Genomic DNA, 20,999 nt, shown 5'->3' on the forward strand with positions numbered 1-20,999 from the left:
TTACAGGTGAGCACTAGATGGGGTTCCAGCATGGGCGATTCAATCGGCCCGCGGCATGAAACTTTGTTCAGGTTCGACCGCTGGGCTAAAGTAGCGGCCTGCTCTGTCACTGCGATATCGACTGATGAATCCGCTTAGCGTTCTGCAAGACTCCTTGTATTTCTTCCGCCGCCACCTGCTGAGCATCGCCAAGCTGTGCCTGCCGCTGATCGTCATCGAAACGCTGCTGGCCCAGGCGATCTATGCACAGTTCGGCAGCCAGACCCGTACCCTGGCCTACGGCATGCTGCTGGGCCTGGTGTTCTACCCGCTCTACAGCGGCGCACTGATCCTCTACCTGGACGCCCGCAGCCAGGGTGAAGAGCCGCGCAAGCGCGACCTGCTGGCCATGTCGCTGCGCCTGTGGCCCTCGTTCGCGCTGCTGATGATCGTCTGCCTGCTGCTGATCGTGGCCGGCTGCGCGCTGTTCATCCTTCCGGGCATCTGGGTGATGGTCAACCTGGTGTTCGCCGAGTACCTGCTGGTGCTGCGCGGCCTGCAACCGCTGCCGGCCATGCGTCAGAGCTTCGAGCTGTGCAAGGGCCACTTCTGGCAGATCCTGGTGTGCATGATCGTGGCCATGATCCCGTTGTGGCTGATCGATGCGCTGACCCGCAGCCTGATCGGCGAAGAGCCCGAGCTGTGGCTGGAACTGCTGGTGGGCAGCTTCAACGGCTTCCTCACCCTGTTCAGCACCCTGGTGAGCTTTCGCATGTTCATGCTGGTCACCGAGCCGCCGCTGGCCCGCGACCCGAGCTGAACCAAGCAGGCGACGAACGGCTCGGGTATGCTGCGGGTTCACCTGCGACGCCAAGCCGAGCCGATGATCCGACTACTGCGCAATGCCCTGCTGACCCTGCTGCTGATACTTGCCCTGCTGTGGCTGCTGGCCAGTCACCTGAGCTGGCAACCCGAGCCGCGCGAGGCCCTGCCGGTGGCCTGCCGTGGCACGGCCACGCCGCTGGTGCCGGGCCAGATGCTCAAGGTCATGAGCTGGAACATCCAGTACCTGGCCGGCAAGGGCTACGTGTTCTGGTATGACGAAGGCCGGGGCAGTGACACCCGCCCTACCGAACAGGACCTGGCGTTCAACCTCGACGAGGTGGCGCGGGTGATCCGCGCCGACAACCCCGACATCGTGCTGTTGCAGGAACTGGACACCAACGCCAAGGCCAGCGCCTACCAGGACCAGCTGGCCCTGCTGCGCGAGCGTCTGGCCGACCTCTACCCCTGTGCAGTGCAGGCCTACGACTGGAAGGCGGACTTCGTGCCCGACCGGCATGTGTTCGGCAGCGTCGGCCGCGGCCTGGCGACCCTGAGCCGCTACCCCATCCAGCAGGCCGAACGCCTGGCCCTGCCCTCGGCCCCCGACAACGCCCTGAGCCGCCTGCTGCAGCCGCAACAGGCGGTGCTGGCCAGCTACCTGCCGCTGCGTGATGGCGGCTCGCTGGCGGTGCTCAACACGCACCTGGCGCCCTTCGTTCCCGGCAGCGATATCCAGCGCCAGCAGGTGCGCCAGCTCGGCGCGCTGCTCGACAAGCTGGAAAGCCAGGGCACGCCGTGGCTGATCGGTGGTGACTTCAACCTGCTGCCGCTGGGCCAGTACCGCCGGCTCACCCCCGAGCAGCGCCAGCACTATGGCGCCGACAGCGACCTGCACTTGCTGTGGGACAAGTATCCGATGATCCCCAGCAACGCCGAAGCCGGTGGCGCCGAGCGCAGCGCCTGGCTGACCCACTACCCCAACGACCCGCGCCTGAACGGCCCGGACCGCACCCTGGACTACCTGTTCCACAGCCCCAAGCTGCAGCGCCTGAGCGCCCGGGTGCTGCAGCAGGACACCCTGCAGATTTCCGATCACCTGCCGCTGAGCGCGCGCCTGCTGTTGCCGACGCCGCCCTAGCGGCTACTTGCGCGGTTTGGCCCGCGCGGTGGCTTCGGCCACCAGCGGGTCGTCCGGCCAGTAGTGCTTGGGGTAGCGGCCCTTGAGGTCCTTCTTCACTTCGGCGTAGGTGCTGCGCCAGAAATTGGCCAGGTCCTGGGTCACCTGCACCGGGCGCCGTGCCGGTGACAGCAGGTGCAGCAACACCTGCTGGCGGCCCTGGGCGATGCGCGGGGTTTCGGCCAGGCCGAACAGTTCCTGCAAGCGCACCGCCAGAATCGGCGGCGTCTCGCTGTAGTCCAGGCGGATGTTGGAACCCGAGGGCACGCCGATGTGCACCGGCGCCCATTCGTCCAGGCGCTGCGGCAGCGGCCAGGGCAGCAGGTTGCGCAGGATGGACGACAGGTCGAGCTGGGCAAAATGACTGAGCCGGGTGACCTTGCCCAGGTAGGGTTGCAGCCAGTGCTCAAGGCTGGCCAGCAAGGCCGCGTCGCTCAGGTCCGGCCATTCGCTCTGGCCTGCCGCCACAACATCCAGCCCGCGCAACAGCGCCACCCGCGCCTGCCACTGGCGCAGTTCCGGGGTCCAGGGCAGCAGCTCCAGGCCCTTGCGCCGCACCAGGTCAAGCAGCGCCCGCGCACGCGCATCCTCGCCCAGCCCGGTCAGCGGCTCGCGGCTGAGCACCAGTTCGCCGACCTTGCGCTGGCGCTCGGCACGCAGCACGTTCTCACGCTCGTCCCAATCCAGTTGATCCACGCGGCGCACCTGCTCGGCGAGCACTTCGTCGAACAGCGCCGGGTCGAATTCGGCCGCCAGGTAGATGCGCTCTTCGCGCTGCCCCTGGCGGCTGCCGAGGTCGGCGATCACCAGCCAGGGTTGCTTCATCAGCGCGTCGGCCTCACCGAACAGCGCCGCACGCCCGTTGGCCAACCGGTACTCGGCGCCGCCGGCACGGCGCTGCTGGGCGACCCGGTCGGGATAGGCCAGCGCCAGCAGGGCACCGAGCCAGCGGGAATGCTCGGGGTCGGCCACGGCCGCGCCGGCCTTGCCGCGCAGGTAGCTGCGGTACTGGCGGGACAGTTGTCGCGCCCGCTGCACCCCGCCTTGCCCACCTCGGGCTGCACGGGTTTCGCCACTGAGCAGGGCCAGCCGGCTGTGCAGGTCGGCGCCCGCCCCGCGCAGAATGTCGCGCTCGCCCAGCAGTGCCGCCACATCGCAGGCCATCTGGGCCAGGCCAAGGTCCTGGCCGCGCAAAAGCAGGTGTGCGATGCGCGGGTGTGCCGGCAACTCGGCCATGGCCTGACCATGCTCGGTCAGCGCCAGCAACTGCCCCGGCCTCAGCGCCCCCAGGCGCACCAGCAGGTCCTGGGCCTGGGCATAGGCCGCCGCCGGTGGCAGGTCGAGCCAGCACAGCTGCGCCGGGGCCACGCCCCAGCGGGTCAATTGCAGGGCCAGCCCGGCAAGGTCGGCCTGCAGGATCTCGGCGCTGCCGTAGGCAGCCAGTTGGTCATGCTGGGCCTCGGACCACAGCCGATAGCACACGCCCGGTTCCAGCCGTCCGGCGCGCCCGGCCCGCTGGGTGGCGCTGGCGCGCGAGATGCGCTGGGTATCGAGGCGGGTCATGCCGCTGCCGGGGTCAAAACGCGGCACCCGCGCCAGCCCGGCGTCGATCACCACCCGCACGCCGTCGATGGTCAGGCTGGTTTCGGCGATGTTGGTCGCCAGCACCACCTTGCGCAGGCCCGCGGCCGGCGCCTCGATGGCGGCGCGCTGGGCCGCGAGATCGAGTTCACCGTGCAGCGGGCACAGCAGGATCTCGCGCCGCTCACCCAGGGCCTCCTGCAAGGCCTGGTGCACACGGCGGATCTCGGCCTGGCCTGGCAGGAACACCAGCAGGCTGCCCGGCTCGTCGGCCAGCGCCTGCAACACCGTGTCGACCACCCGCGGCTCGACGAACTCGCCGGGCTGGAACGGCCGCCCCCAGCGCATCTGCACCGGATACATGCGCCCCTCGCTGCTGATTACCGGGGCGTCGTCGAGCAACGCGGACAGGCGCTGCCCTTCCAGCGTGGCGGACATCAGCAGGATCTTCAGCGGCGGCTCGTCACGCAGCAGCTCGCGGCCGTTGAGGCTCAGGGCCAGGGCCAGGTCGGCATCCAGGCTGCGCTCGTGAAATTCGTCGAAGATCAACAGGCCCACCCCGTCCAGCGCCGGGTCGTCCTGCAGGCGCCGGGTGAGGATGCCTTCGGTGACCACTTCGATGCGGGTGCGCGGGCCGACCTTGCTGTCCAGGCGAATGCGGTAACCGACGGTTTCGCCCACCGCCTCGCCCAGTTCGCTGGCCAGCCGCTCGGCTGCCGCGCGGGCAGCCAGCCGGCGCGGTTCGAGCATCAGGATGCGCTGGCCGGCCAGCCACGGCTCATCGAGCAGGGCCAGTGGCACGCGGGTGGTCTTGCCGGCGCCCGGCGGTGCCTCGAGCACGGCTTCGTGGCGCTGCTGCAAGGCGGTGCGCAAGGCCGGCAGCACGGCATCGATCGGTAATGAATTCATGGTAGCCCTCGAACAATCGGCCGAGTATAACGGCGAACCGAGCCTGCCTTATCATGGTCTTAGCTGCACCCTCCGGCATTTCGCCGGTAGCGGTGCGGCCTACTTTGCGGAGATTCACATGCGTATTCCTTCACGCCTTATCGGCGGTGCCGTGGTTGCTGCCCTGCTGACCCAGCTGACGGCTTGCGGCACCCTGTTCTTCCCCGACCGTCGCGGCCAGATCGAAGGCAAGGTCGATCCGGTGATCGTGGCGCTGGATGCCATCGGTATCCTGTTCTACGTGATCCCCGGGCTGATCGCCTTCGGCGTCGACTTTGCCACCGGTGCCATCTACCTGCCAGGCGGCAAGACCGCCCAGGTCGACCCGCACACGCTGAACAAGGCCATCGCTGCCGATGGCAAGGTCGACAAGGTGCGCCTGCAGGCCATCCTGGAGAGCGAACTGGGCCAGCGCCTGCCGCTGAACGACCCGCGCCTGATCCAGCACAAGGGCAGCGTTGAACAACTGGCGATGTACGGCCTCAAGCCCGCCGCCTGACCGCCCGCACAAGGACGACCGATGAACACCAGCGCCGAACACGCCCGCCTGCTGCGCCTGGCGACCAATGCCTCGCTCGGGGTCGCCAGCATCCTGATCGTGAGCAAGGCGGTGGCCTGGTGGCTCAGCGGCTCGGTCAGCCTGCTGGCCGGCCTGACCGACTCTATGCTCGACGGCGTGGCCTCGTTCCTCAACCTGCTGGCGGTGCGCTATGCCCTGCGCCCGGCCGATGACGATCATCGCTACGGGCACGGCAAGGCCGAGGCACTGGCCGGCATGGCCCAGGCGCTGTTCATCGGGGTGAGTGCGGTACTGATCGGCGTACAGGCGGTCGAACGCCTGAAAAACCCCACGCCGCTGGGTGATGCCACGGTGGGCATTGCCGTGATGCTGCTGTCGCTGGGGCTGACCGTCGCCTTGCTGATGGTGCAGGCCAGGGTGGTGCGCCTCACCGGCTCGACCGCCGTGCGCGCCGACTCGCTGCACTACCGCTCCGACCTGCTGCTCAATGCCAGCATCCTGGTCGCGCTGGTGCTGGCGCGGTTCGGCTGGCCACAGGTGGATGCGTACTTTGGGCTGGGCATCGCGCTGTACATTCTATGGAGTGCCTTGCAGATCGCCCGTGAAAGCTCGGCGATCCTGATGGACAAGGAGCTGCCCGGCGAGGTGAGCGAGCAGATGATGACACTGGTGTGCGCGGTGCCTGGCGTGCAGGGCGCGCATGACCTGCGCACCCGGGTGTCGGGCAACCGCTGGTTCGTGCAGGTGGACCTGGAGCTGCCGGGCACCTTGACGCTGACCGAGGCCCACGTGCTGTGCGATGCGGCAGCGGCGGCGATCCGCCGGGAGTACCCCAAGGCCGAAGTGCTGGTGCATGCCGACCCGGTGGAGTGACACAGCAGCCCCTTTCGCCGGCAAGGCCGGCGCCTACGGGATTCTCGCTGTGCGTGTAGGAGCCGGCCTTGCCGGCGAAGCTGTTGCGCTTCAGTTGACGCTGTAACCGCGCCCGCTCAAACATGCCCCCAGCGCCCGCCGATAGGTGTCCGCCACCTGCGCCGTAGGCGCGTAGGTCGCCGATGCCGGGTCGAACCCGGTCTGCTGCACCGCCCAGCGGTGACACTGGTAGCGGTCCTGATCGATCTGCTGTGGCGACTGCCCGTTGGCCGGGTAGGCAATCACGTCATAGCCATTGCCCGGTGGCGCCGGCGCCGCAGCCACCGGCGGGCTTACCACCACATAGTCGCGGCTGTCGTCCAGGTACTGGTAATAGGTGCCTGCAGCCAGAAAGAACAGCGCACTGCCCACCCACACCTGCCGCGCATAGTCGGGCAGGTAGTTCACCCGTACCCCGTAAGGCGGCGCCACCACCACGTAATGCGGCCCCTGCGGGCGATACCAGTAGCCACCGGAATAGTAGTAGTCACTGCCACGATACGGCACGCGCCGGTACGGTTCCGGGAAGCGGTCTATGGTGTGCCCCGGCCGATACTGAGGCCCGGGGCCCCAGCCATTGCCGTGCCCTTCACCAGGGCGCTGCCCCGGCCCGCCGGCCTGCCAGTGCTGATTGGCGTCATTGCGCCGCGGCACGTCCTGATAGTACCCCTGGCGTGGCGGCTGGGTCTGGCGGACCTCGTCCGGGCGCGCGTTGAGCGGCGAGGACGCAGGCGGGCGCTCGCCGCCATTGGGGTCTTGCTGTGGTCCGCGACGCTCGTCCTGGGCCTGTGCGCCCAGGCTCAGGCAAAGCAGACCAACACCTGCCAACTGCCAGATGCGCGACTTCATGCTGTTTCTCTCCCGCTGGCATTCATGGCCTACTCTATCAGGCCGCCTGCCACGCGCCAGCAGGCGCCAGATGAAATTGCGGACATTAAAAAAGGGTGACCCTGAGGCCACCCTTCGAGATTTTCGTCCGTGCTCGGCGCTTGTGACGCCGGCTCACCTCACGCTGTCTTGTGAACAGTGTGCAGCCCGGGGGCCGAGCACAACCCGGTGGGGTTGCTGGCCGCAGCGCCCCTGATTGGGGCCGCCGCTGTGGACATGTGTCCGGGCAGTGATTCTGTTGACCATCATATGCAAGCGCCGCGACAGAGGATTGCGAAAATTGCTCAACAAAACATTACTTGCGCAATTTTTAACTAAGGATTGATAATCCGCAGCAATCGAAACAGAAAAGGCTTCATTCATGAGCAAGCTCGACCGATACGACCTGAGCATTCTTGCCGAACTGCAGCGCGATGCGCGCATCTCCAACCAGGAACTGGCCGAACGGATCGGCCTGTCGCCCTCGCCCTGCTCGCGGCGGGTCAAGCAACTGGAGGACGATGGCTACATCTCGCGCCAGGTCGCCCTGCTCGACCGCAAGAAGCTGGGCCTGAGCCTCACCGCCTACGTGCTGATCGGCATGGACCGACACACCCCCGAGCGCTTCGAAACCTTCGAGGCCGCCATCCGCAGCCTGCCCCAGGTGCTCGAGTGCAGCCTGGTCACCGGCATGGATGCCGACTACCAGCTCAAGGTAGTGGTGCCGGACATGGACCACTACCAGAAGCTGCTGCTCGGCCACCTGACCCGCATCGAAGGCGTCACCAGCGTGCGTTCGAGCTTCGTGCTCAACCAGGTGCTGGCCAGCACCGAGCTGCCCCTTACGCACCTGCGTTAGTCAGCGCTGCGGGCCGGGCGTATAATCGCGCGCTTCAACCTGGCGGAGAAGATCGATGGATCCTGCGTTGTTCGAAGAATGGATGATGACCATCCTGGTCACCATCCTGATTGGTTTCATGGGTTTCATCGTCTGGGACCTGGCGAAAAAATCCAAGGCTGGCAAGTTCGGCACCTTCATCCTGTTTTTCGTGCTGGGCCTGGGCATTCTCGCCTTCGTCATCAAGAGCGTGGTCATCGGCTTCATCGAAGGCGTCTAGCACCGCGCCGGCACCTCGCGCCAGCAGCCCTGGTCCAGCCCATCCAGGCTCCAGTCGCCGATCCGCACGCGCACCAGGCGCAGGGTCGGCAAGCCTACCGCCGCGGTCATGCGTCGCACCTGGCGGTTGCGCCCTTCCTTGATCACCAACTCCAGCCAGGCGGTCGGCACGCTCTTGCGAAAGCGTACCGGCGGGTTGCGCGGCCACAGTTGCGGCTCTTCCAGATGACGCGCCTGGGCCGGCAAGGTCATGCCGTCATTCAGTTGCACCCCCTCGCGCAAACGCTGCAGCTGCTCCTCGGTCGGCTCGCCCTCCACCTGTACCCAGTACGTCTTGGGCAACTTGTGCCTGGGGTCGGCAATGCGCGCCTGCAACTGGCCGTCATTGGTCAGCAGCAACAACCCTTCGCTGTCGCGGTCCAGACGCCCGGCCGGGTATACGCCCGGTACATCGATGAAGTCCTTGAGGGTGGCGCGGCCCTCCCCGTCGCTGAACTGGGTCAGCACGTCGAAGGGCTTGTTGAACAGGAGCAGACGCGGCGCGGCCGGCGGCGCCTTGGCCTGGCGACGCGGGCCGGCGGGTTTGGCCGCGGCGGGCCGCGGCTTGGAACGGGGGGGTAACGGCATGGGGCCTCAGCGGAACGGCGGCTCGTCGAAACTGCGCAGTTTACGCGAGTGCAGCGAGTTCAGTTCGGTGCGCAGCAGGTCGAGCGCCGCAATACCTATCTTCAGGTGCTGGCTGACCGCCCGGTTGTAGAAGGCGTTGGCCGCCCCCGGCAGCTTGATCTCGCTGTGCAGCGGCTTGTCGGACACGCACAGCAAGGTGCCGTAGGGCACGCGCAGGCGGTAGCCCTGGGCGGCGATGGTGCCGCTTTCCATGTCCACTGCCACAGCCCGCGACAGGTTGATCAATGGGCGCTCCTGGGCCCAGCGCAGCTCCCAGTTGCGGTCGTCGTAGGTCAGCACGGTGCCGGTGCGCAGGCGCTTTTTCAGTTCGTCGCCACGTTCGCCGGTCACCTGCGCCGCCGCTTCCTGCAACGCCAGCTGCACCTCGGCCAGGGCCGGGATCGGGATATTGGGCGGCAGCACACGGTCAAGGATGCCGTCGCGGCGCATGTAGGCGTGGGCCAGCACGTAGTCGCCGATGGTCTGGGATTGGCGCAGGCCGCCACAGTGGCCGATCATCAGCCAGCAGTGCGGGCGCAGCACCGCCAGATGGTCGGTGATGTTCTTGGCGTTGGACGGGCCCACGCCGATATTGACCAGGGTGATGCCATGGCCGTCGGCAGCAATCAGGTGATACGCCGGCATCTGGTAGCGGTGCCACACCACCCCGGCCACCAGCGCCTGGGCTTCGCCATTGTCCATGGCCTTTTCGATCACCACGTTGCCCGGCAGCACCATGCGCACGAAGCGCGGGTCTTGGCGCAGTTGCTCCAGGCCGTGGGTGATGAACTGGTCGACATAGCGGTGGTAGTTGGTGAGCAGGATCCACGGCTGCACATGCCGCCAGTCACTGCCGGTGTAATGCACCAGTCGGCGCAGCGAGAAATCGACCCGCGCCGCGTCGAACAGCGCCAGCGGCAGCGGGTCGACGTTGGCCCAGTCGTACAGCCCGTCGGCGATGCCGTCGGTGGCCGCCGACAGGTCGGTGCTGGGGAACACCCGCGCCAGCGCCGCAGCGGTGATGCCGGTACCGGCCAGTTCATCGCCCTGCTCGACCACATAGGGGTAGGGAATGTTCTGCTCGCTCAGGCCCACTTCGACCGTCACGGTAAAGTCGCGCATCAAGGGCCCGAGCTGCTCCAGCAGGTAGCCGCGAAACGCCGCCGGCTGAGTCACGGTGATGCTGTAGGTGCCCGGCAACTGAACCTTGGCGTAGGCCCGGGTGATCACCGGTACGTCACCCTGATACTGGTAGGTCAGGCGCAGTTCGGGGTAGCGAAACTGCGCGCGCTCGGCCGCATTGGGCTCGGTGCGGTCCTTGAGGTAGCGCTTGAGCGCCTGGCTCAGTGCGGCGGTGGCGGATTCGTGCAAGGCGGCCAACTGGTCGACGGCTTGCTCGGCGGTTTCCACGACAACGAAGGTTTCATCGGTACGGCTCACAATGTACTTCCTGTCTGTCTGACATGCATGGGCCCATCTTGCCTATATCCGCCGGCAAAGGCACGCACGTTAGAGCGGCCAGTTCGGTGTGGCCCGCTGCACCAGCGCCGCCACGTCCGCCCCGCGCGGCAACGTGCCGTAGACCCGGCCGCTGCCGGACAGCCGGCTGCCGATGAAGGCGTCACTGACCGCCGCATTGCCGGCCTCCAGCAACAGCTTGGCCTGCACCGCCAGGGCGATGTCCTCGGTGAGCTGGCGGGCGCGGTACTGGATGTCGCCGGTATCGGCGAAGGCCGCCTTGAGGTTGCCGATGTGTGCGGCCAGACGCGGGTCGCCATGGCCATCGCCCAGCTCCGCAAACAGCGTGTCCAGTACACCGGGCTCCTTGGACAGGGCACGCAACACGTCCAGGCACTGAACGTTGCCCGAGCCTTCCCAGGTCGAGTTGACCGGGGCCTCGCGGTACAGCCGGGGCAGGATGCTCTCTTCCACATAACCGGCGCCGCCCATGCATTCGGCGGCCTCGTTGATCATGGCCGGCGCGCGCTTGCAGATCCAGTACTTGCCCACCGCCGTCATCAGCCGCGCAAAGCGCGCCTGGTGCGGGTCGTCGGGCTGGTCCAGCGCATGCCCCATGCGCAGGCTCAGGGCCAGCGCCGCCTCGCTTTCCAGAGCCAGGTCGGCGAGCACGTTCTGCATCAATGGCTGCTCGGCCAGCACCCGGCCCCCGACCGTGCGGTGGGCGCAGTGGTGCGCGGCCTGGGTCAGGGCCTGGCGCATCAGCGCGCTGGAGCCGACCATGCAGTCGAATCGGGTCATGGCCACCATCTCGATGATGGTTGGCACGCCACGGCCTTCCTCGCCGATCATCCAGGCCAGGGCGCCGCGAAACTCCACCTCGCTGGACGCGTTCGAACAGTTGCCCAGCTTGTTCTTCAGGCGCTGGATATAGAACTGGTTGCGCGTGTCGTCCGGGCGATGGCGCGGCAGCAAAAAGCAGCTCAGGCCCTTGTCGGTCTGTGCCAGGGTCAGGAACGCGTCGCACATCGGTGCCGAACAGAACCACTTGTGGCCCACCAGCTCGTAGGCCTGGCCCGGCCCCGGCGCGCCCACCGGGTAGGCCCGGGTGGTATTGGCACGCACATCGGTACCGCCCTGCTTCTCGGTCATGGCCATGCCCAGCGTAACCCCCACCTTGTGCCGGTCGCCGACATTGCGCGGGTCGTAGGCGGTGGCCAGCACCTTGGGTACCCAGTACTCGGCCAGGTCCGGTTGCAGCCTGAGCGCCGGCACCGCGGCAAAGGTCATGGTCAGCGGGCAGCCGCTACCGGCTTCGGCCTGGCTGTGCAGGTAGGTCATCGAGGCACGGGCGACATGCGCGCCGGCACGCGGCTCGGCCCAGGGCAGCGAGGGCAGGCCATGCTCGATGGCAGTCCGCATCAGCTCATGGTAGGCCGGGTGAAACTCCACCAGATCGATCCGATGCCCATAACGGTCATGGCTGCTGAACTGCGGCTTGTTCTGATTGGCCAGAAAGCCTGCGGCCATCAGCGGCCCACCGGCCAGCGCGCCGTAGGCATCGATGCGCGACTCGGCCCAGCCCGCGCCGTAATGGCGCGACCATTGCTGCAGCGGCAGGTCGAGGCGATACAGATTGGCGCCGTCGAGGCTGGGCGGCTGGTTGGTGACTTCGTGGGTTTCGGCGTACTGGTGCAGGTTCATCGGGGGCTCCTGGCAGATCCGGACGTGACCCCAGTGAATCACGCCCCGCCCCCGGCTCAAAGTGACAAAAACGCCTAATCAGCCGCGATTTGCCCCGATCTGGGCGCCCCGGAAAACCCGCTGGGCACCCGGGCCGTCAGGGTCAGTTCGAAGCAACTGCCCTCGCCCGGGCTCGACTGATGGCTCAGCTGTGCGTCGATCAACAGCGCCAACTTGCGACAGATCGACAGGCCAATGCCCAGGCCGCCGTACTCGCGGGTCATCGACCCATCGACCTGGAAGAAACGCTGGTAGGGCGCTGCCTCGTCCAGGCAGTGAAAGCCGATACCGCTGTCGCGCACACTGAAGGTCAGGCTCGCCTGATCGACGCCCATGGGCGTGGCCCGCACCTTGAGCAGCACGCCGCCGCGATGGGTGAACTTGAGCCCGTTGTCGAGCAGGTAGCTCAGGCACATGGCCAGCTTGCGCCGGTCGCCGTGGATCACGTCCGGCAGATCCATGCCCGGATCCAGGTTGAAGAACAGGCCCTTTTCCTGGGCCTTGGGCAGAAAGCGCACGCGCAGTTCGTGAAGCAACCCATGCACGCTGAACAGCTCGGTCTGCACCTGCAGGCGACCGGCCTTGAGCTCGGTGAGAATCAGGATGTCGTCGACCATGCGCATCATGTTCTGCGCGGCAGCGTTGGCGGTGTGCTGGTAGGGGGTACGCTCCTGCTCGCTGGTGGCCATCTGCATCAGTTCCAGCGAGCCGATCACACCGTTCATGGGGGTGCGCAGCTCATGGGTGACGGTGGCCAGGAACTCGTCCTTGAGGCGATTGCTGCGCGCCAGCTGCAGGTTGGCCTGCTCCAGGGTCAGCCCGGCCTCGCGCAGCGTACGCGCCTGTTCTTCGCGCATGCTGTTGATGCGGTCGGCCAGGGCCAGCGACAACAGCCCCACCTCCAGCGCCGAACCGATCTGGCTGGCATACATGGTCAGGAACACATTGGGCAGGTAGCCCAGCACCATCAGGGTGTTGACCAGCCCGCCGAGCAAAAAGGCCGACCAGGCGATGATGAAGTAGCGTGCCACGCGCATGCCGCGCCACCAGGCAAACAGCCCGGCGGCGAAGATGCTCACCGTGAACAGCAGCGCCAGCGCGGTAGCCAGGCGCAGGGCGATCCCGTAGTCCTGCGCCAGCGACATCACCATCACCAGCACCGAACAGGCCATCAGCCCCTGCAGGAAGCGGTCGAAGGCGCGGCTGTGGCTGGCCATCTGCAGGAAACTGCGCGCGAACTGGCAACCGAACAGGCCCGCGGCGCCGATGAACAACGGGGTGGCGGCGTTGGCCCACCACGGGTGGTCCGGCCAGAAGTACGCCACCCCGGCGCCATTGACCGAGACCTGGTACAGGCCGAACGAGGCGATGTAAAGGATGTAGTAGAGGTAGCTCCTGTCGCGCACACTGATGAAGATGAACAGGTTGTACACCAGCATCCCCAGCAGCACGCCGTAGATCAGCCCCAGCACATACAGCCGCGTGGGCTGCGCCTCCAGGTACGCATCGCTCGACCACAACGTCAGCGGCGCCTGTACCGAACCCTCGCTGTGCAGGCGCAGGTACAAAGTGGTCGCCTGGCCGGGGGCGAACGGCAGATTGAACAGGTAGTTGTTCTGGCGGATCTGGCGGCTGGCGTAGGGCAAGGCATCCCCGGTGCGCTGCGCCAAGTAGTAGTGCCCGGCGGCATCGGGCAGGTAGAGCTCCAGGTAATCGAGTGGCGGGTAGGCCAGTTCCAGCAGCCAGTGACGTGGCGCGGCCTGGGCCGTGGCGGTGTAGCGCAGGTCGAGCCTGATCCAGAAGACCGAGGTCGAATAGCCGGCGTTGAGCACGTCGGCCTGGTGCGGCTCGAACCGGCTGGCGAAATCCGGCGAGCTCACCTGGGCGATGCTGGCGCTGCCATCGGGGTCTTCATACACCTGCATCAGGCGGCCCAGCGGCAACTGCCGGGTGGTGTCGTCGAAATCGGCAGCGCTGGCCAACAGTGGCAAACAGCACAGCAAGAAAGTCAGCAAATTACGCATACAGCCCCGGCGTGGTATGTGCAGTCGCGTCGCGTTGGCCTCCTGTCCGTTTGAGGCGACGAAATCCGACAGTACCTGTTATCGATTGGCGAGCACTCTAGCATAGGTTCCCGGCGCTTCCAGCGGTGTTGTTTCAATTCAATTCAGAGGCTCTATCTCGCGGCTTTCAGCCTATATCAGAGAAGCAATCTGACCTGTCGATCAAAAACACCGCCTGCCTGGAAGACCCGCCAAAAGCGTTTGGTGGTAAGCTCGCGCACCATGAATACCTACAGCTCCCGCCCCGTTGTCCTCTGTCTCTCCGGCCACGACCCCAGTGGCGGCGCCGGCTTGCAGGCAGATATCGAAGCCCTGATCGCTCAAGGTTGTCACGCCGCCCCGGCCGTCACCGCCCTGACCGTGCAGAATACCGTCAATGTCAGTGACTTCCGCGTGCTCGACCGCGAGTGGGTGCTGGCCCAGGCCAATGCCGTGCTGACCGACTCGACCGTCGCGGCGGTGAAGCTTGGCATGCTTGGCTCGCTGGCCATGGTCGACACCATCGTCGAACTGCTCAGCGCCCACCCGCACCTGCCGCTGGTGTGCGACCCGGTGCTGCGCGCCGGTGGCGGTGGTCGCCTGGGCAAGGACGAGGTCGGCTACGCCATGCGCGAACGCCTGCTGCCGCTGGCCACCATTGCCACGCCCAACCTGCCCGAGGCCCGCATCCTGGCCGAACTGCCCGAAGGCAGTGCCGATGAATGCGCCGAAAAACTGCTGCCATTCGTCAAGCACCTGCTGATCACCGGCGGCCACGGCGACGAACACGAAATTCACAACCGCCTGTACAGCCGCGACGGCGAGCACCACACCTGGACCTGCCAGCGCCTGCCGGGCGACTACCATGGCTCGGGCTGCACCCTGGCCAGCGCCCTGGCCGGACGCCTGGCCCTGGGCGAGCAGTTGCACAGCGCGGTACGCTCGGCGCTGGACTACACCTGGCGCACCCTGCGTGACGCCGAAAAACTCGGCCAGGGCCAGTACGTGCCACGCCGCCTGCCCCTGGATTTCTGTTCCTGACCGACCGCCCCGAGGCCTGCACGATGAAGTTACGTGGTTTGTATGCCATCACCGACAGCCAACTGTTGGCTGGCCGCTTTCTTGCCTACGTCGAAGCGGCCCTCGAAGGTGGCGTGACCCTGCTGCAATACCGCGACAAGAGCCAGGACCACGCACGTCGCCTGGGCGAGGCCGAAGCGCTCAAGGCCCTGTGCGAGCGCTACAACACCCGCCTGATCATCAATGACGACGCCGAGCTGGCCGCGCGCCTGGACGTCGGCGTGCACCTGGGCCAGACCGACGGCCCGCTGACCCCGGCGCGCACCCTGCTGGGGCGCAGCGCGATCATCGGCGCCACCTGTCACGCCCAGCTCGACCTGGCCGAGCAGGCGGCCCGCGAAGGCGCCGACTATGTCGCCTTCGGCCGCTTCTTCAACTCGGTCACCAAACCCGGCGCCCCGGCCTGCAACGTGCAGCTGCTGGAGGACGCCCGTGGCCGCATCAAATTGCCGATTGCCGTGATCGGCGGCATCACCCTGGACAACGCCGCACCGCTGGTCGCCCATGGCGCCGACCTGCTGGCGGTGATTCACGGCCTGTTCGGCGCCGACAGCACGGCCGAGGTCACTCGCCGCGCCCGCGCCTTCAACGCCCTGTTCGCATCTGCCTGAGAGAGCCCGACATGTCTCGTTCCGAAACCCTGTTTGCCAATGCCCAGAAGCACATCCCCGGTGGCGTGAACTCGCCCGTGCGTGCGTTCAAGAGCGTGGGCGGCACGCCGCTGTTCTTCAAGCACGCCGAAGGCGCCTATGTCACTGACGAAGACGACAAGCGCTATGTCGACTACGTCGGCTCGTGGGGCCCGATGATCCTCGGCCACAGCCACCCGGACGTGCTGGAGTCGGTGCGCAAGCAACTGGCCCACGGCCTGTCCTATGGCGCCCCGACCGCGATGGAAACCGAGATGGCCGACCTGGTCTGCTCGATCGTGCCGTCGATGGAAATGGTGCGCATGGTCAGCTCCGGCACCGAAGCGACCATGAGCGCGATCCGCCTGGCCCGTGGCTTCACCGGTCGCGACAGCATCATCAAGTTCGAAGGCTGCTACCACGGCCACTCCGACAGCCTGCTGGTCAAGGCCGGCTCCGGCCTGCTGACCCAGGGCGTGCCAAGCTCGGCCGGCGTGCCGGCGGCGTTCGCCAAGCACACCCTGACCCTGCCGTTCAACGATATCGACGCGGTAGCGAAGATGCTCGGTGAAGTCGGCCAGGACGTGGCGTGCATCATCGTCGAGCCGGTGGCCGGCAACATGAACTGCGTGCCACCGGCGCCGGGCTTCCTCGAAGGCCTGCGCAGCCTGTGCGACCAGCACAGCGTGGTGCTGATCTTCGACGAAGTGATGACCGGTTTCCGCGTGGCCCTGGGCGGCGCCCAGGCGCACTACGGGGTGACCCCGGACCTGTCGACCTTCGGCAAGATCGTCGGTGGCGGCATGCCAGTGGGCTGCTTCGGCGGCAAGCGCCACATCATGGAGCAGATCGCGCCGCTGGGCCCGGTGTACCAGGCCGGCACCCTGTCGGGCAACCCGCTGGCCATGGCCGCGGGCCTGACCACCCTCAAGCTGATCAGCCGTCCGGGCTTCCATGACGAGCTGAGCGCCTTCACCAGCCGCCTGCTCGATGGCCTGCAGCAGCGCGCCGATGCGGCCAGCGTGCCGTTCGTCACCACCCAGGCCGGTGGCATGTTCGGCCTGTACTTCAGCGGCGCCGACGACATCGTCACCTTCGACGACGTGATGGCCAGCGATGCCGAGCGCTTCAAGCGCTTCTTCCACCTGATGCTCGAAGGCGGCGTGTACCTGGCGCCGAGCGCATTCGAAGCCGGCTTCACCTCCATCGCCCACGGCGAGACCGAGCTGAAGATCACCCTGGATGCCGCCGAGCGGGCCTTCGCCAAGCTGTGAAACCGCTTCGCCGGCCAGGCCGGCCCCTGCAGGTTGCATGCAATCTCATGCAAACTGCACGGGCCGGCCTGGCCGGCAAAGACGCCAGAACAGCCATCGCAAGCCTCCCCGCCTTCCTCCCTCGGCAGAAAATCGAGTAAAGACTTTGTAAGGTGGGCGCTGCTTATCCCATAATGTGCCACCAGACACATTGGCCGCAGCTTTGCAGAGGTAAGTCGATCACCATGAACCGCGCCGGCCGCGCCCTCGCACTGGGCTGCCTGTTGCTACTTCAGCCCCTGCTGGCCACCGCAGGCGGTAACTCGTTGCTGATCCCGGCAGCAGGCCGCTGCACCCTCAATACGCCTGCCGAAGAACTGCAACAGGCCCTGGCCAGCTGCCAGCAGGCCGCGCAGTCCGGCGACGCACAGGCGCAGTACGAGCTGGGCGAGTTCTATTACGACGGCAAGAACGCCCCGCAAGACCTGAACAAGGCACTCAACTATTTCGAGCAGGCCTCGCTGCAAGGCCACGCCGAAGCGCAATATCGCCTGGGCAGCATGTTCTTTCGCGGCGAAGGCGTCGCCGCCAACAACGTGCAGGCCTATATCGTGCTGAAGATGGCCGCGGTGAACGGCGCCGAAGACGCGCTGGACATGGCCGACGAAGTGTCGGCAAAAATGCAGCGCGACGAACTGGAGATGGCCACCCAGGTACTCGGCCAGATCTTTCGCAAGTACCTGCTGGAGCTGCAGACCGTCGACGGTCGCACGCCCTTCGCACCCCTTCCGTAACGCAGCCGTTACTTCTCGGGCATCGGCATCGGGAACGGCATCACGTTGCTGACGCCACGGGCTTCACTCACCTTCGGCGTGCCCAGGCGCTCGACCTCGTCGATGCGCACGATCGAATGCATGGGCACGAAGCTGCGCACCACACCCTCGAACTGAGCCTTGAGCTTCTCCTCGCTCGGGTCGACCACGACCTGAGTGCGCTCGCCGAACACGAATTCCTCGATCTCCAGAAAACCCCACAGGTCACTCTGGTAGATCTGTTTGGCGTACATCTCGAACACCTGGCCCTGGTTGAGAAAGATGACTTTGTAGATGGGAGCTTCGCGTTTGGTCATTGGGGGCTGGAACAGTCACAGGGGGAAATAAGCCGCAAACTATAACATAGCCGCCCGAGCGACAGCGCTAGGAACCCTCGCCCACGCGCCCTATAATGCGCGGTTCTTTGAATCACCTGATGATCACGCATGGCCAAGAAGCTCTATATCGAAACCCATGGCTGCCAGATGAACGAGTATGACAGCTCGCGCATGGTCGACCTGCTGGGTGAACATCAAGCGCTGGAGGTGACCGAGCGGGCCGAAGACGCCGACGTCATCCTGCTCAACACCTGCTCGATCCGCGAACGGGCCCAGGACCGCGTCTACTCCCAGCTAGGCCGCTGGCGCGAGCTCAAGGACGCCAAGCCCGACATGGTGATCGCCGTGGGCGGTTGCGTGGCCAGCCAGGAAGGTGATTCGATCCGCAAGCGCGCGCCCTATGTCGACGTGGTGTTCGGCCCGCAGACCCTGCACCGCCTGCCCGAGATGATCGACGCGGCGCGCACCACGCGCCTGCCGCAAGTCGACGTGTCGTTCCCCGAGATCGAGAAGTTCGACCACCTGCCCGAACCGCGTATCGACGGCCCCACCGCCTACGTGTCGGTGATGGAAGGCTGCAGCAAGTACTGCACCTTCTGCGTGGTGCCCTATACCCGCGGCGAAGAGGTCAGCCGCCCGTTCGACGACGTGCTGGCCGAGATCATCCACCTGGCCGAGAACGGCGTGCGTGAAGTCACCCTGCTGGGCCAGAACGTCAACGGCTACCGGGGGCAGACCCACGACGGTCGCGTGGCCGATCTCGCCGAGCTGATCCGGGTGGTGGCGGCCGTCGACGGCATCGACCGCATCCGCTACACCACCTCGCACCCGCTGGAGTTCTCCGACAGCCTGATCCAGGCGCACGCCGAGGTGCCGGAGCTGGTCAAGCACCTGCACCTGCCGGTGCAGTCGGGCTCGGACCGCGTGCTGGCGGCGATGAAGCGCGGGCACACGGTGCTGGAGTACAAGTCCAAGCTGCGCAAGCTCAAGGCGGCGGTACCGGGCATCTGCATCAGTTCCGACTTCATCATCGGCTTCCCCGGCGAAACCGAGAAAGACTTCGAGAACACCATGAAGCTGGTGGCCGAGGTCGGCTTCGACTTCTCCTACTCGTTCATCTACAGCCCGCGTCCGGGCACCCCGGCCTCCGACCTGCCGGACGACACCCCCGAGGCGCTGAAGAAGGAACGCCTGGCTGCACTGCAGCACCGCCTGGACCACCAGGGCTTCGAGATCAGCCGACAGATGGTCGGCACCCTGCAGCGCATCCTGGTAACCGACTATTCGCGACGCGACCCGGGGCAGTTGCAGGGGCGCACGGAGAATAACCGTATCGTCAACTTCCGCTGCGACAATCCCACGCTGATCGGCCAGTTCGTCGACATCCACATCGACGATGCACGGCCACATTCGCTGTTCGGTTCGCTGGTGCAATAAGGGCCTGCGCCGGGCCCGACGAGCGGCCCGGCGACCCTTGATCGTTTCAGCGCTTTCACCGTAGCGCGGGTGGGGTTATCCTTGAATTCATCCAAATTGCCGTAGGGCGGCTAAAAACGACCTTGAACGCACCCATAGAACCTCATCGCTTCATCCTCGAGCCCTTCGAGGCTCATCGCTTCGCCAACCTGTGCGGGCAGTTCGACGAGCACCTGCGCCTGATCGAACAGCGCCTGGCCATCGAGATCCGCAACCGCGGCAATCAGTTCGAACTGATCGGCGAACCCAAACTGACCTCCTCTGCCGAACAGCTGCTGCGCCGTCTCTATCGCGAGACCAAGGCCACCGAGCTGTCCCCGGAAATGGTCCACCTGTTCCTGCAGGAATCGGCCGTTGAAGCGCTGGAGAACCCGGCAGTCAACGAAGTCAGCGTTTCGCTGCGCACGCGCAAGGGCATGATTCGCCCACGCGGGCTCAACCAGCAGCGCTACGTGAAGGAAATCCTCGGCAACGACATCAACTTCGGTATCGGCCCTGCCGGTACCGGCAAGACCTACCTGGCCGTGGCCTGCGCGGTCGACGCGCTGGAGCGTGAACAGGTACGTCGCATCTTGCTGGTACGCCCGGCAGTCGAGGCCGGTGAGAAGCTCGGCTTCCTGCCCGGCGACCTGGCCCAGAAGATCGACCCGTACCTGCGCCCGCTGTACGACGCCCTGTACGAGATGCTCGGCTTCGAACACGTGGCCAAACTGATCGAACGCCAGGTGATCGAGATCGCCCCGCTGGCCTACATGCGCGGCCGCACCCTGAACAACAGCTTCATCATCCTCGACGAGAGCCAGAACACCACCGTCGAGCAGATGAAGATGTTCCTCACCCGTATCGGCTTCGGTTCCACTGCCGTGATCACCGGTGACATCACCCAGGTCGACCTGCCGCGCGGCACCAAGTCGGGCCTGGCCCACGTCATCAGCGTGCTCAAGGACGTGCCGGGCATCAGCTTCACCCATTTCCAGCCCAAGGACGTCGTGCGCCACCCGTTGGTCCAGCGCATCGTCGAAGCCTACGAGCGCTTCGAGAATGCACAGGCGGGCCCGACCGAAGGCAAACCGCACGATGCTTGAGCTCGATCTGCAACTGGCCACCCAGGCAAGCGCCCCGAGTGAAGAACAGTTCCGCCAATGGTGCGCCCTGGCCCTGCGCCAGCGCAGTGCCGATTCTGAACTGACCATCCGCCTGGTCGACGAAGCCGAAGGCCGCGAGCTGAACCACACCTGGCGGCACAAGGACTACGCCACCAACGTGCTGTCCTTCCCGGCCGATGTGCCCGACGACCTGCTCGACATCCCGCTGCTGGGCGACCTGGTGATCTGCGTGGCGGTGGTGGAGCGCGAGGCCGCCGAACAGGGCAAGGCCCTCGAAGCCCACTGGGCCCACCTGGTCATCCACGGTTGCCTGCACCTGCTGGGCTACGACCACATCGACGACGATGAGGCCGAGGAAATGGAAGCACTGGAACGAACGTTGCTTGCCGAACTGGGTCACCCCGACCCGTACGCCGACGACGAACACGACGCACCCCACACTGATATCTGCAAGGATCACGAGTAACCGC

Annotated in this window: 20 protein-coding genes; 13 read left to right on the top strand and 7 right to left on the bottom strand. The window is 66.1% G+C overall.

Features of this window, described 5'->3' with window-relative positions; all coding sequences use genetic code 11:
• Nucleotides 1-124 precede the first annotated feature (124 nt).
• Together B4I46_RS01985 and B4I46_RS01990 are read left to right on the top strand one after the other, a co-directional pair.
• The gene (locus tag B4I46_RS01985; RefSeq protein ID WP_043863873.1) at nucleotides 125-799 is read left to right on the top strand and encodes a hypothetical protein; all 675 of its coding nucleotides are present in this window, start codon (nucleotides 125-127) and stop codon (nucleotides 797-799) included.
• Between the two features lie 63 nt (nucleotides 800-862).
• Nucleotides 863-1,942 (top strand): endonuclease/exonuclease/phosphatase family protein, encoded by a 1,080-nt coding sequence (locus B4I46_RS01990; protein ID WP_286898412.1) that lies wholly within the window; start codon nucleotides 863-865, stop codon nucleotides 1,940-1,942.
• 3 nt (nucleotides 1,943-1,945) lie between these two features.
• Here B4I46_RS01990 and hrpB read toward each other — a convergent pair whose 3' ends face one another.
• Entirely contained in the window at nucleotides 1,946-4,471 is a 2,526-nt protein-coding gene (gene hrpB, locus B4I46_RS01995) for an ATP-dependent helicase HrpB (protein WP_286898414.1), read from the bottom strand.
• A gap of 118 nt (nucleotides 4,472-4,589) precedes the next feature.
• Between hrpB and B4I46_RS02000 the strand changes: the two genes are divergently transcribed.
• Together B4I46_RS02000 and B4I46_RS02005 are read left to right on the top strand one after the other, a co-directional pair.
• A complete protein-coding gene (locus B4I46_RS02000; protein WP_043863875.1) occupies nucleotides 4,590-5,009 on the top strand; it encodes a hypothetical protein in 420 nt (139 codons plus the stop codon).
• Nucleotides 5,010-5,030: 21 nt separating this feature from the next.
• Nucleotides 5,031-5,903, top strand: coding sequence for a cation diffusion facilitator family transporter (locus B4I46_RS02005; RefSeq protein ID WP_058540584.1), 873 nt, complete (start codon nucleotides 5,031-5,033; stop codon nucleotides 5,901-5,903).
• 90 nt (nucleotides 5,904-5,993) lie between these two features.
• Here the strand turns inward: B4I46_RS02005 and B4I46_RS02010 are convergent, their stop codons facing one another.
• Nucleotides 5,994-6,791, bottom strand: a complete 798-nt coding sequence (locus B4I46_RS02010; RefSeq protein ID WP_286898417.1) for a DUF6515 family protein — start codon at nucleotides 6,789-6,791, stop codon at nucleotides 5,994-5,996.
• A gap of 400 nt (nucleotides 6,792-7,191) precedes the next feature.
• Here B4I46_RS02010 and B4I46_RS02015 point away from each other — a divergent pair, with 400 nt between their 5' ends.
• Nucleotides 7,192-7,668, top strand: coding sequence for an Lrp/AsnC family transcriptional regulator (locus tag B4I46_RS02015; RefSeq protein WP_043863878.1), 477 nt, complete (start codon nucleotides 7,192-7,194; stop codon nucleotides 7,666-7,668).
• A 55-nt stretch (nucleotides 7,669-7,723) separates the two neighbouring features.
• Nucleotides 7,724-7,927 carry a DUF2788 domain-containing protein gene (locus B4I46_RS02020; protein WP_043863879.1) on the top strand — a complete coding sequence of 68 codons (204 nt, stop codon included), beginning with the start codon at nucleotides 7,724-7,726 and terminating at the stop codon, nucleotides 7,925-7,927.
• Here B4I46_RS02020 and B4I46_RS02025 read toward each other — a convergent pair.
• The 4 genes from B4I46_RS02025 to B4I46_RS02040 all read right to left on the bottom strand — a co-directional run bounded on the left by B4I46_RS02025 (nucleotide 7,924) and on the right by B4I46_RS02040 (nucleotide 13,817).
• Nucleotides 7,924-8,553 (bottom strand): pseudouridine synthase, encoded by a 630-nt coding sequence (locus B4I46_RS02025; RefSeq protein WP_286898420.1) that lies wholly within the window; start codon nucleotides 8,551-8,553, stop codon nucleotides 7,924-7,926. The genes B4I46_RS02020 and B4I46_RS02025 overlap by 4 nt on opposite strands.
• A gap of 6 nt (nucleotides 8,554-8,559) precedes the next feature.
• On the bottom strand, nucleotides 8,560-10,032 hold the full coding sequence (amn, locus tag B4I46_RS02030; RefSeq protein WP_043863881.1) for an AMP nucleosidase: 1,473 nt from the start codon (nucleotides 10,030-10,032) through the stop codon (nucleotides 8,560-8,562).
• Nucleotides 10,033-10,101: 69 nt separating this feature from the next.
• Nucleotides 10,102-11,754, bottom strand: a complete 1,653-nt coding sequence (locus tag B4I46_RS02035) for an acyl-CoA dehydrogenase family protein (RefSeq protein WP_043863882.1) — start codon at nucleotides 11,752-11,754, stop codon at nucleotides 10,102-10,104.
• A gap of 74 nt (nucleotides 11,755-11,828) precedes the next feature.
• Nucleotides 11,829-13,817, bottom strand: coding sequence for a sensor histidine kinase (locus B4I46_RS02040; RefSeq protein WP_054916371.1), 1,989 nt, complete (start codon nucleotides 13,815-13,817; stop codon nucleotides 11,829-11,831).
• Between the two features lie 261 nt (nucleotides 13,818-14,078).
• Here B4I46_RS02040 and B4I46_RS02045 point away from each other — a divergent pair, with 261 nt between their 5' ends.
• The 4 genes from B4I46_RS02045 to B4I46_RS02060 all read left to right on the top strand — a co-directional run bounded on the left by B4I46_RS02045 (nucleotide 14,079) and on the right by B4I46_RS02060 (nucleotide 17,591).
• Nucleotides 14,079-14,876 carry a hydroxymethylpyrimidine/phosphomethylpyrimidine kinase gene (locus B4I46_RS02045; protein WP_054916370.1) on the top strand — a complete coding sequence of 266 codons (798 nt, stop codon included), beginning with the start codon at nucleotides 14,079-14,081 and terminating at the stop codon, nucleotides 14,874-14,876.
• 23 nt (nucleotides 14,877-14,899) lie between these two features.
• Nucleotides 14,900-15,526: a thiamine phosphate synthase gene (thiE, locus tag B4I46_RS02050; RefSeq protein ID WP_043863883.1), complete on the top strand. Its 627-nt coding sequence runs from the start codon at nucleotides 14,900-14,902 to the stop codon at nucleotides 15,524-15,526.
• Between the two features lie 11 nt (nucleotides 15,527-15,537).
• Nucleotides 15,538-16,818 carry a glutamate-1-semialdehyde 2,1-aminomutase gene (gene hemL, locus B4I46_RS02055; protein WP_286898424.1) on the top strand — a complete coding sequence of 427 codons (1,281 nt, stop codon included), beginning with the start codon at nucleotides 15,538-15,540 and terminating at the stop codon, nucleotides 16,816-16,818.
• A gap of 224 nt (nucleotides 16,819-17,042) precedes the next feature.
• The gene (locus tag B4I46_RS02060; protein WP_058540589.1) at nucleotides 17,043-17,591 is read left to right on the top strand and encodes a tetratricopeptide repeat protein; all 549 of its coding nucleotides are present in this window, start codon (nucleotides 17,043-17,045) and stop codon (nucleotides 17,589-17,591) included.
• Nucleotides 17,592-17,599: 8 nt separating this feature from the next.
• Here the strand turns inward: B4I46_RS02060 and B4I46_RS02065 are convergent, their stop codons facing one another.
• Complete coding sequence (locus B4I46_RS02065; RefSeq protein ID WP_043863886.1) at nucleotides 17,600-17,926, bottom strand: DUF1820 family protein; 327 nt, start codon at nucleotides 17,924-17,926, stop codon at nucleotides 17,600-17,602.
• 129 nt (nucleotides 17,927-18,055) lie between these two features.
• Between B4I46_RS02065 and miaB the strand changes: the two genes are divergently transcribed.
• The 3 genes from miaB (at nucleotide 18,056) to ybeY (ending at nucleotide 20,995) form a co-directional block, all read left to right on the top strand.
• Nucleotides 18,056-19,384: a tRNA (N6-isopentenyl adenosine(37)-C2)-methylthiotransferase MiaB gene (gene miaB / locus B4I46_RS02070; protein WP_043863887.1), complete on the top strand. Its 1,329-nt coding sequence runs from the start codon at nucleotides 18,056-18,058 to the stop codon at nucleotides 19,382-19,384.
• A gap of 122 nt (nucleotides 19,385-19,506) precedes the next feature.
• Nucleotides 19,507-20,508 (top strand): PhoH family protein, encoded by a 1,002-nt coding sequence (locus B4I46_RS02075; RefSeq protein ID WP_043863888.1) that lies wholly within the window; start codon nucleotides 19,507-19,509, stop codon nucleotides 20,506-20,508.
• Nucleotides 20,501-20,995 (top strand): rRNA maturation RNase YbeY, encoded by a 495-nt coding sequence (ybeY, locus tag B4I46_RS02080; protein ID WP_043863889.1) that lies wholly within the window; start codon nucleotides 20,501-20,503, stop codon nucleotides 20,993-20,995. Before B4I46_RS02075 ends, ybeY begins: the two co-directional genes overlap by 8 nt.
• Nucleotides 20,996-20,999 lie beyond the last annotated feature (4 nt).

Source organism: Pseudomonas sp. UBA7500, from assembly GCF_002478435.1.
In the GTDB taxonomy this organism is placed as follows: domain Bacteria; phylum Pseudomonadota; class Gammaproteobacteria; order Pseudomonadales; family Pseudomonadaceae; genus Aquipseudomonas; species Aquipseudomonas palmensis.

Excerpts from the sequence above, each read along its gene's own strand:
- B4I46_RS02035 (WP_043863882.1), bottom strand. The coding sequence starts at position 11,754 with ATGAACCTGCACCAGTACGCCGAAACCCACGAAGTCACCAACCAGCCG.
- B4I46_RS02040 (WP_054916371.1), bottom strand. The coding sequence starts at position 13,817 with ATGCGTAATTTGCTGACTTTCTTGCTGTGCTGTTTGCCACTGTTGGCC.
- miaB (WP_043863887.1), top strand. The coding sequence starts at position 18,056 with ATGGCCAAGAAGCTCTATATCGAAACCCATGGCTGCCAGATGAACGAG.
- B4I46_RS01990 (WP_286898412.1), top strand. The coding sequence starts at position 863 with ATGATCCGACTACTGCGCAATGCCCTGCTGACCCTGCTGCTGATACTT.
- B4I46_RS02020 (WP_043863879.1), top strand. The coding sequence starts at position 7,724 with ATGGATCCTGCGTTGTTCGAAGAATGGATGATGACCATCCTGGTCACC.
- B4I46_RS02060 (WP_058540589.1), top strand. The coding sequence starts at position 17,043 with ATGAACCGCGCCGGCCGCGCCCTCGCACTGGGCTGCCTGTTGCTACTT.
- hrpB (WP_286898414.1), bottom strand. The coding sequence starts at position 4,471 with ATGAATTCATTACCGATCGATGCCGTGCTGCCGGCCTTGCGCACCGCC.
- B4I46_RS02045 (WP_054916370.1), top strand. The coding sequence starts at position 14,079 with ATGAATACCTACAGCTCCCGCCCCGTTGTCCTCTGTCTCTCCGGCCAC.
- B4I46_RS01985 (WP_043863873.1), top strand. The coding sequence starts at position 125 with ATGAATCCGCTTAGCGTTCTGCAAGACTCCTTGTATTTCTTCCGCCGC.
- B4I46_RS02025 (WP_286898420.1), bottom strand. The coding sequence starts at position 8,553 with ATGCCGTTACCCCCCCGTTCCAAGCCGCGGCCCGCCGCGGCCAAACCC.
- B4I46_RS02065 (WP_043863886.1), bottom strand. The coding sequence starts at position 17,926 with ATGACCAAACGCGAAGCTCCCATCTACAAAGTCATCTTTCTCAACCAG.
- B4I46_RS02000 (WP_043863875.1), top strand. The coding sequence starts at position 4,590 with ATGCGTATTCCTTCACGCCTTATCGGCGGTGCCGTGGTTGCTGCCCTG.
- thiE (WP_043863883.1), top strand. The coding sequence starts at position 14,900 with ATGAAGTTACGTGGTTTGTATGCCATCACCGACAGCCAACTGTTGGCT.
- B4I46_RS02005 (WP_058540584.1), top strand. The coding sequence starts at position 5,031 with ATGAACACCAGCGCCGAACACGCCCGCCTGCTGCGCCTGGCGACCAAT.
- B4I46_RS02015 (WP_043863878.1), top strand. The coding sequence starts at position 7,192 with ATGAGCAAGCTCGACCGATACGACCTGAGCATTCTTGCCGAACTGCAG.
- B4I46_RS02010 (WP_286898417.1), bottom strand. The coding sequence starts at position 6,791 with ATGAAGTCGCGCATCTGGCAGTTGGCAGGTGTTGGTCTGCTTTGCCTG.
- hemL (WP_286898424.1), top strand. The coding sequence starts at position 15,538 with ATGTCTCGTTCCGAAACCCTGTTTGCCAATGCCCAGAAGCACATCCCC.
- ybeY (WP_043863889.1), top strand. The coding sequence starts at position 20,501 with ATGCTTGAGCTCGATCTGCAACTGGCCACCCAGGCAAGCGCCCCGAGT.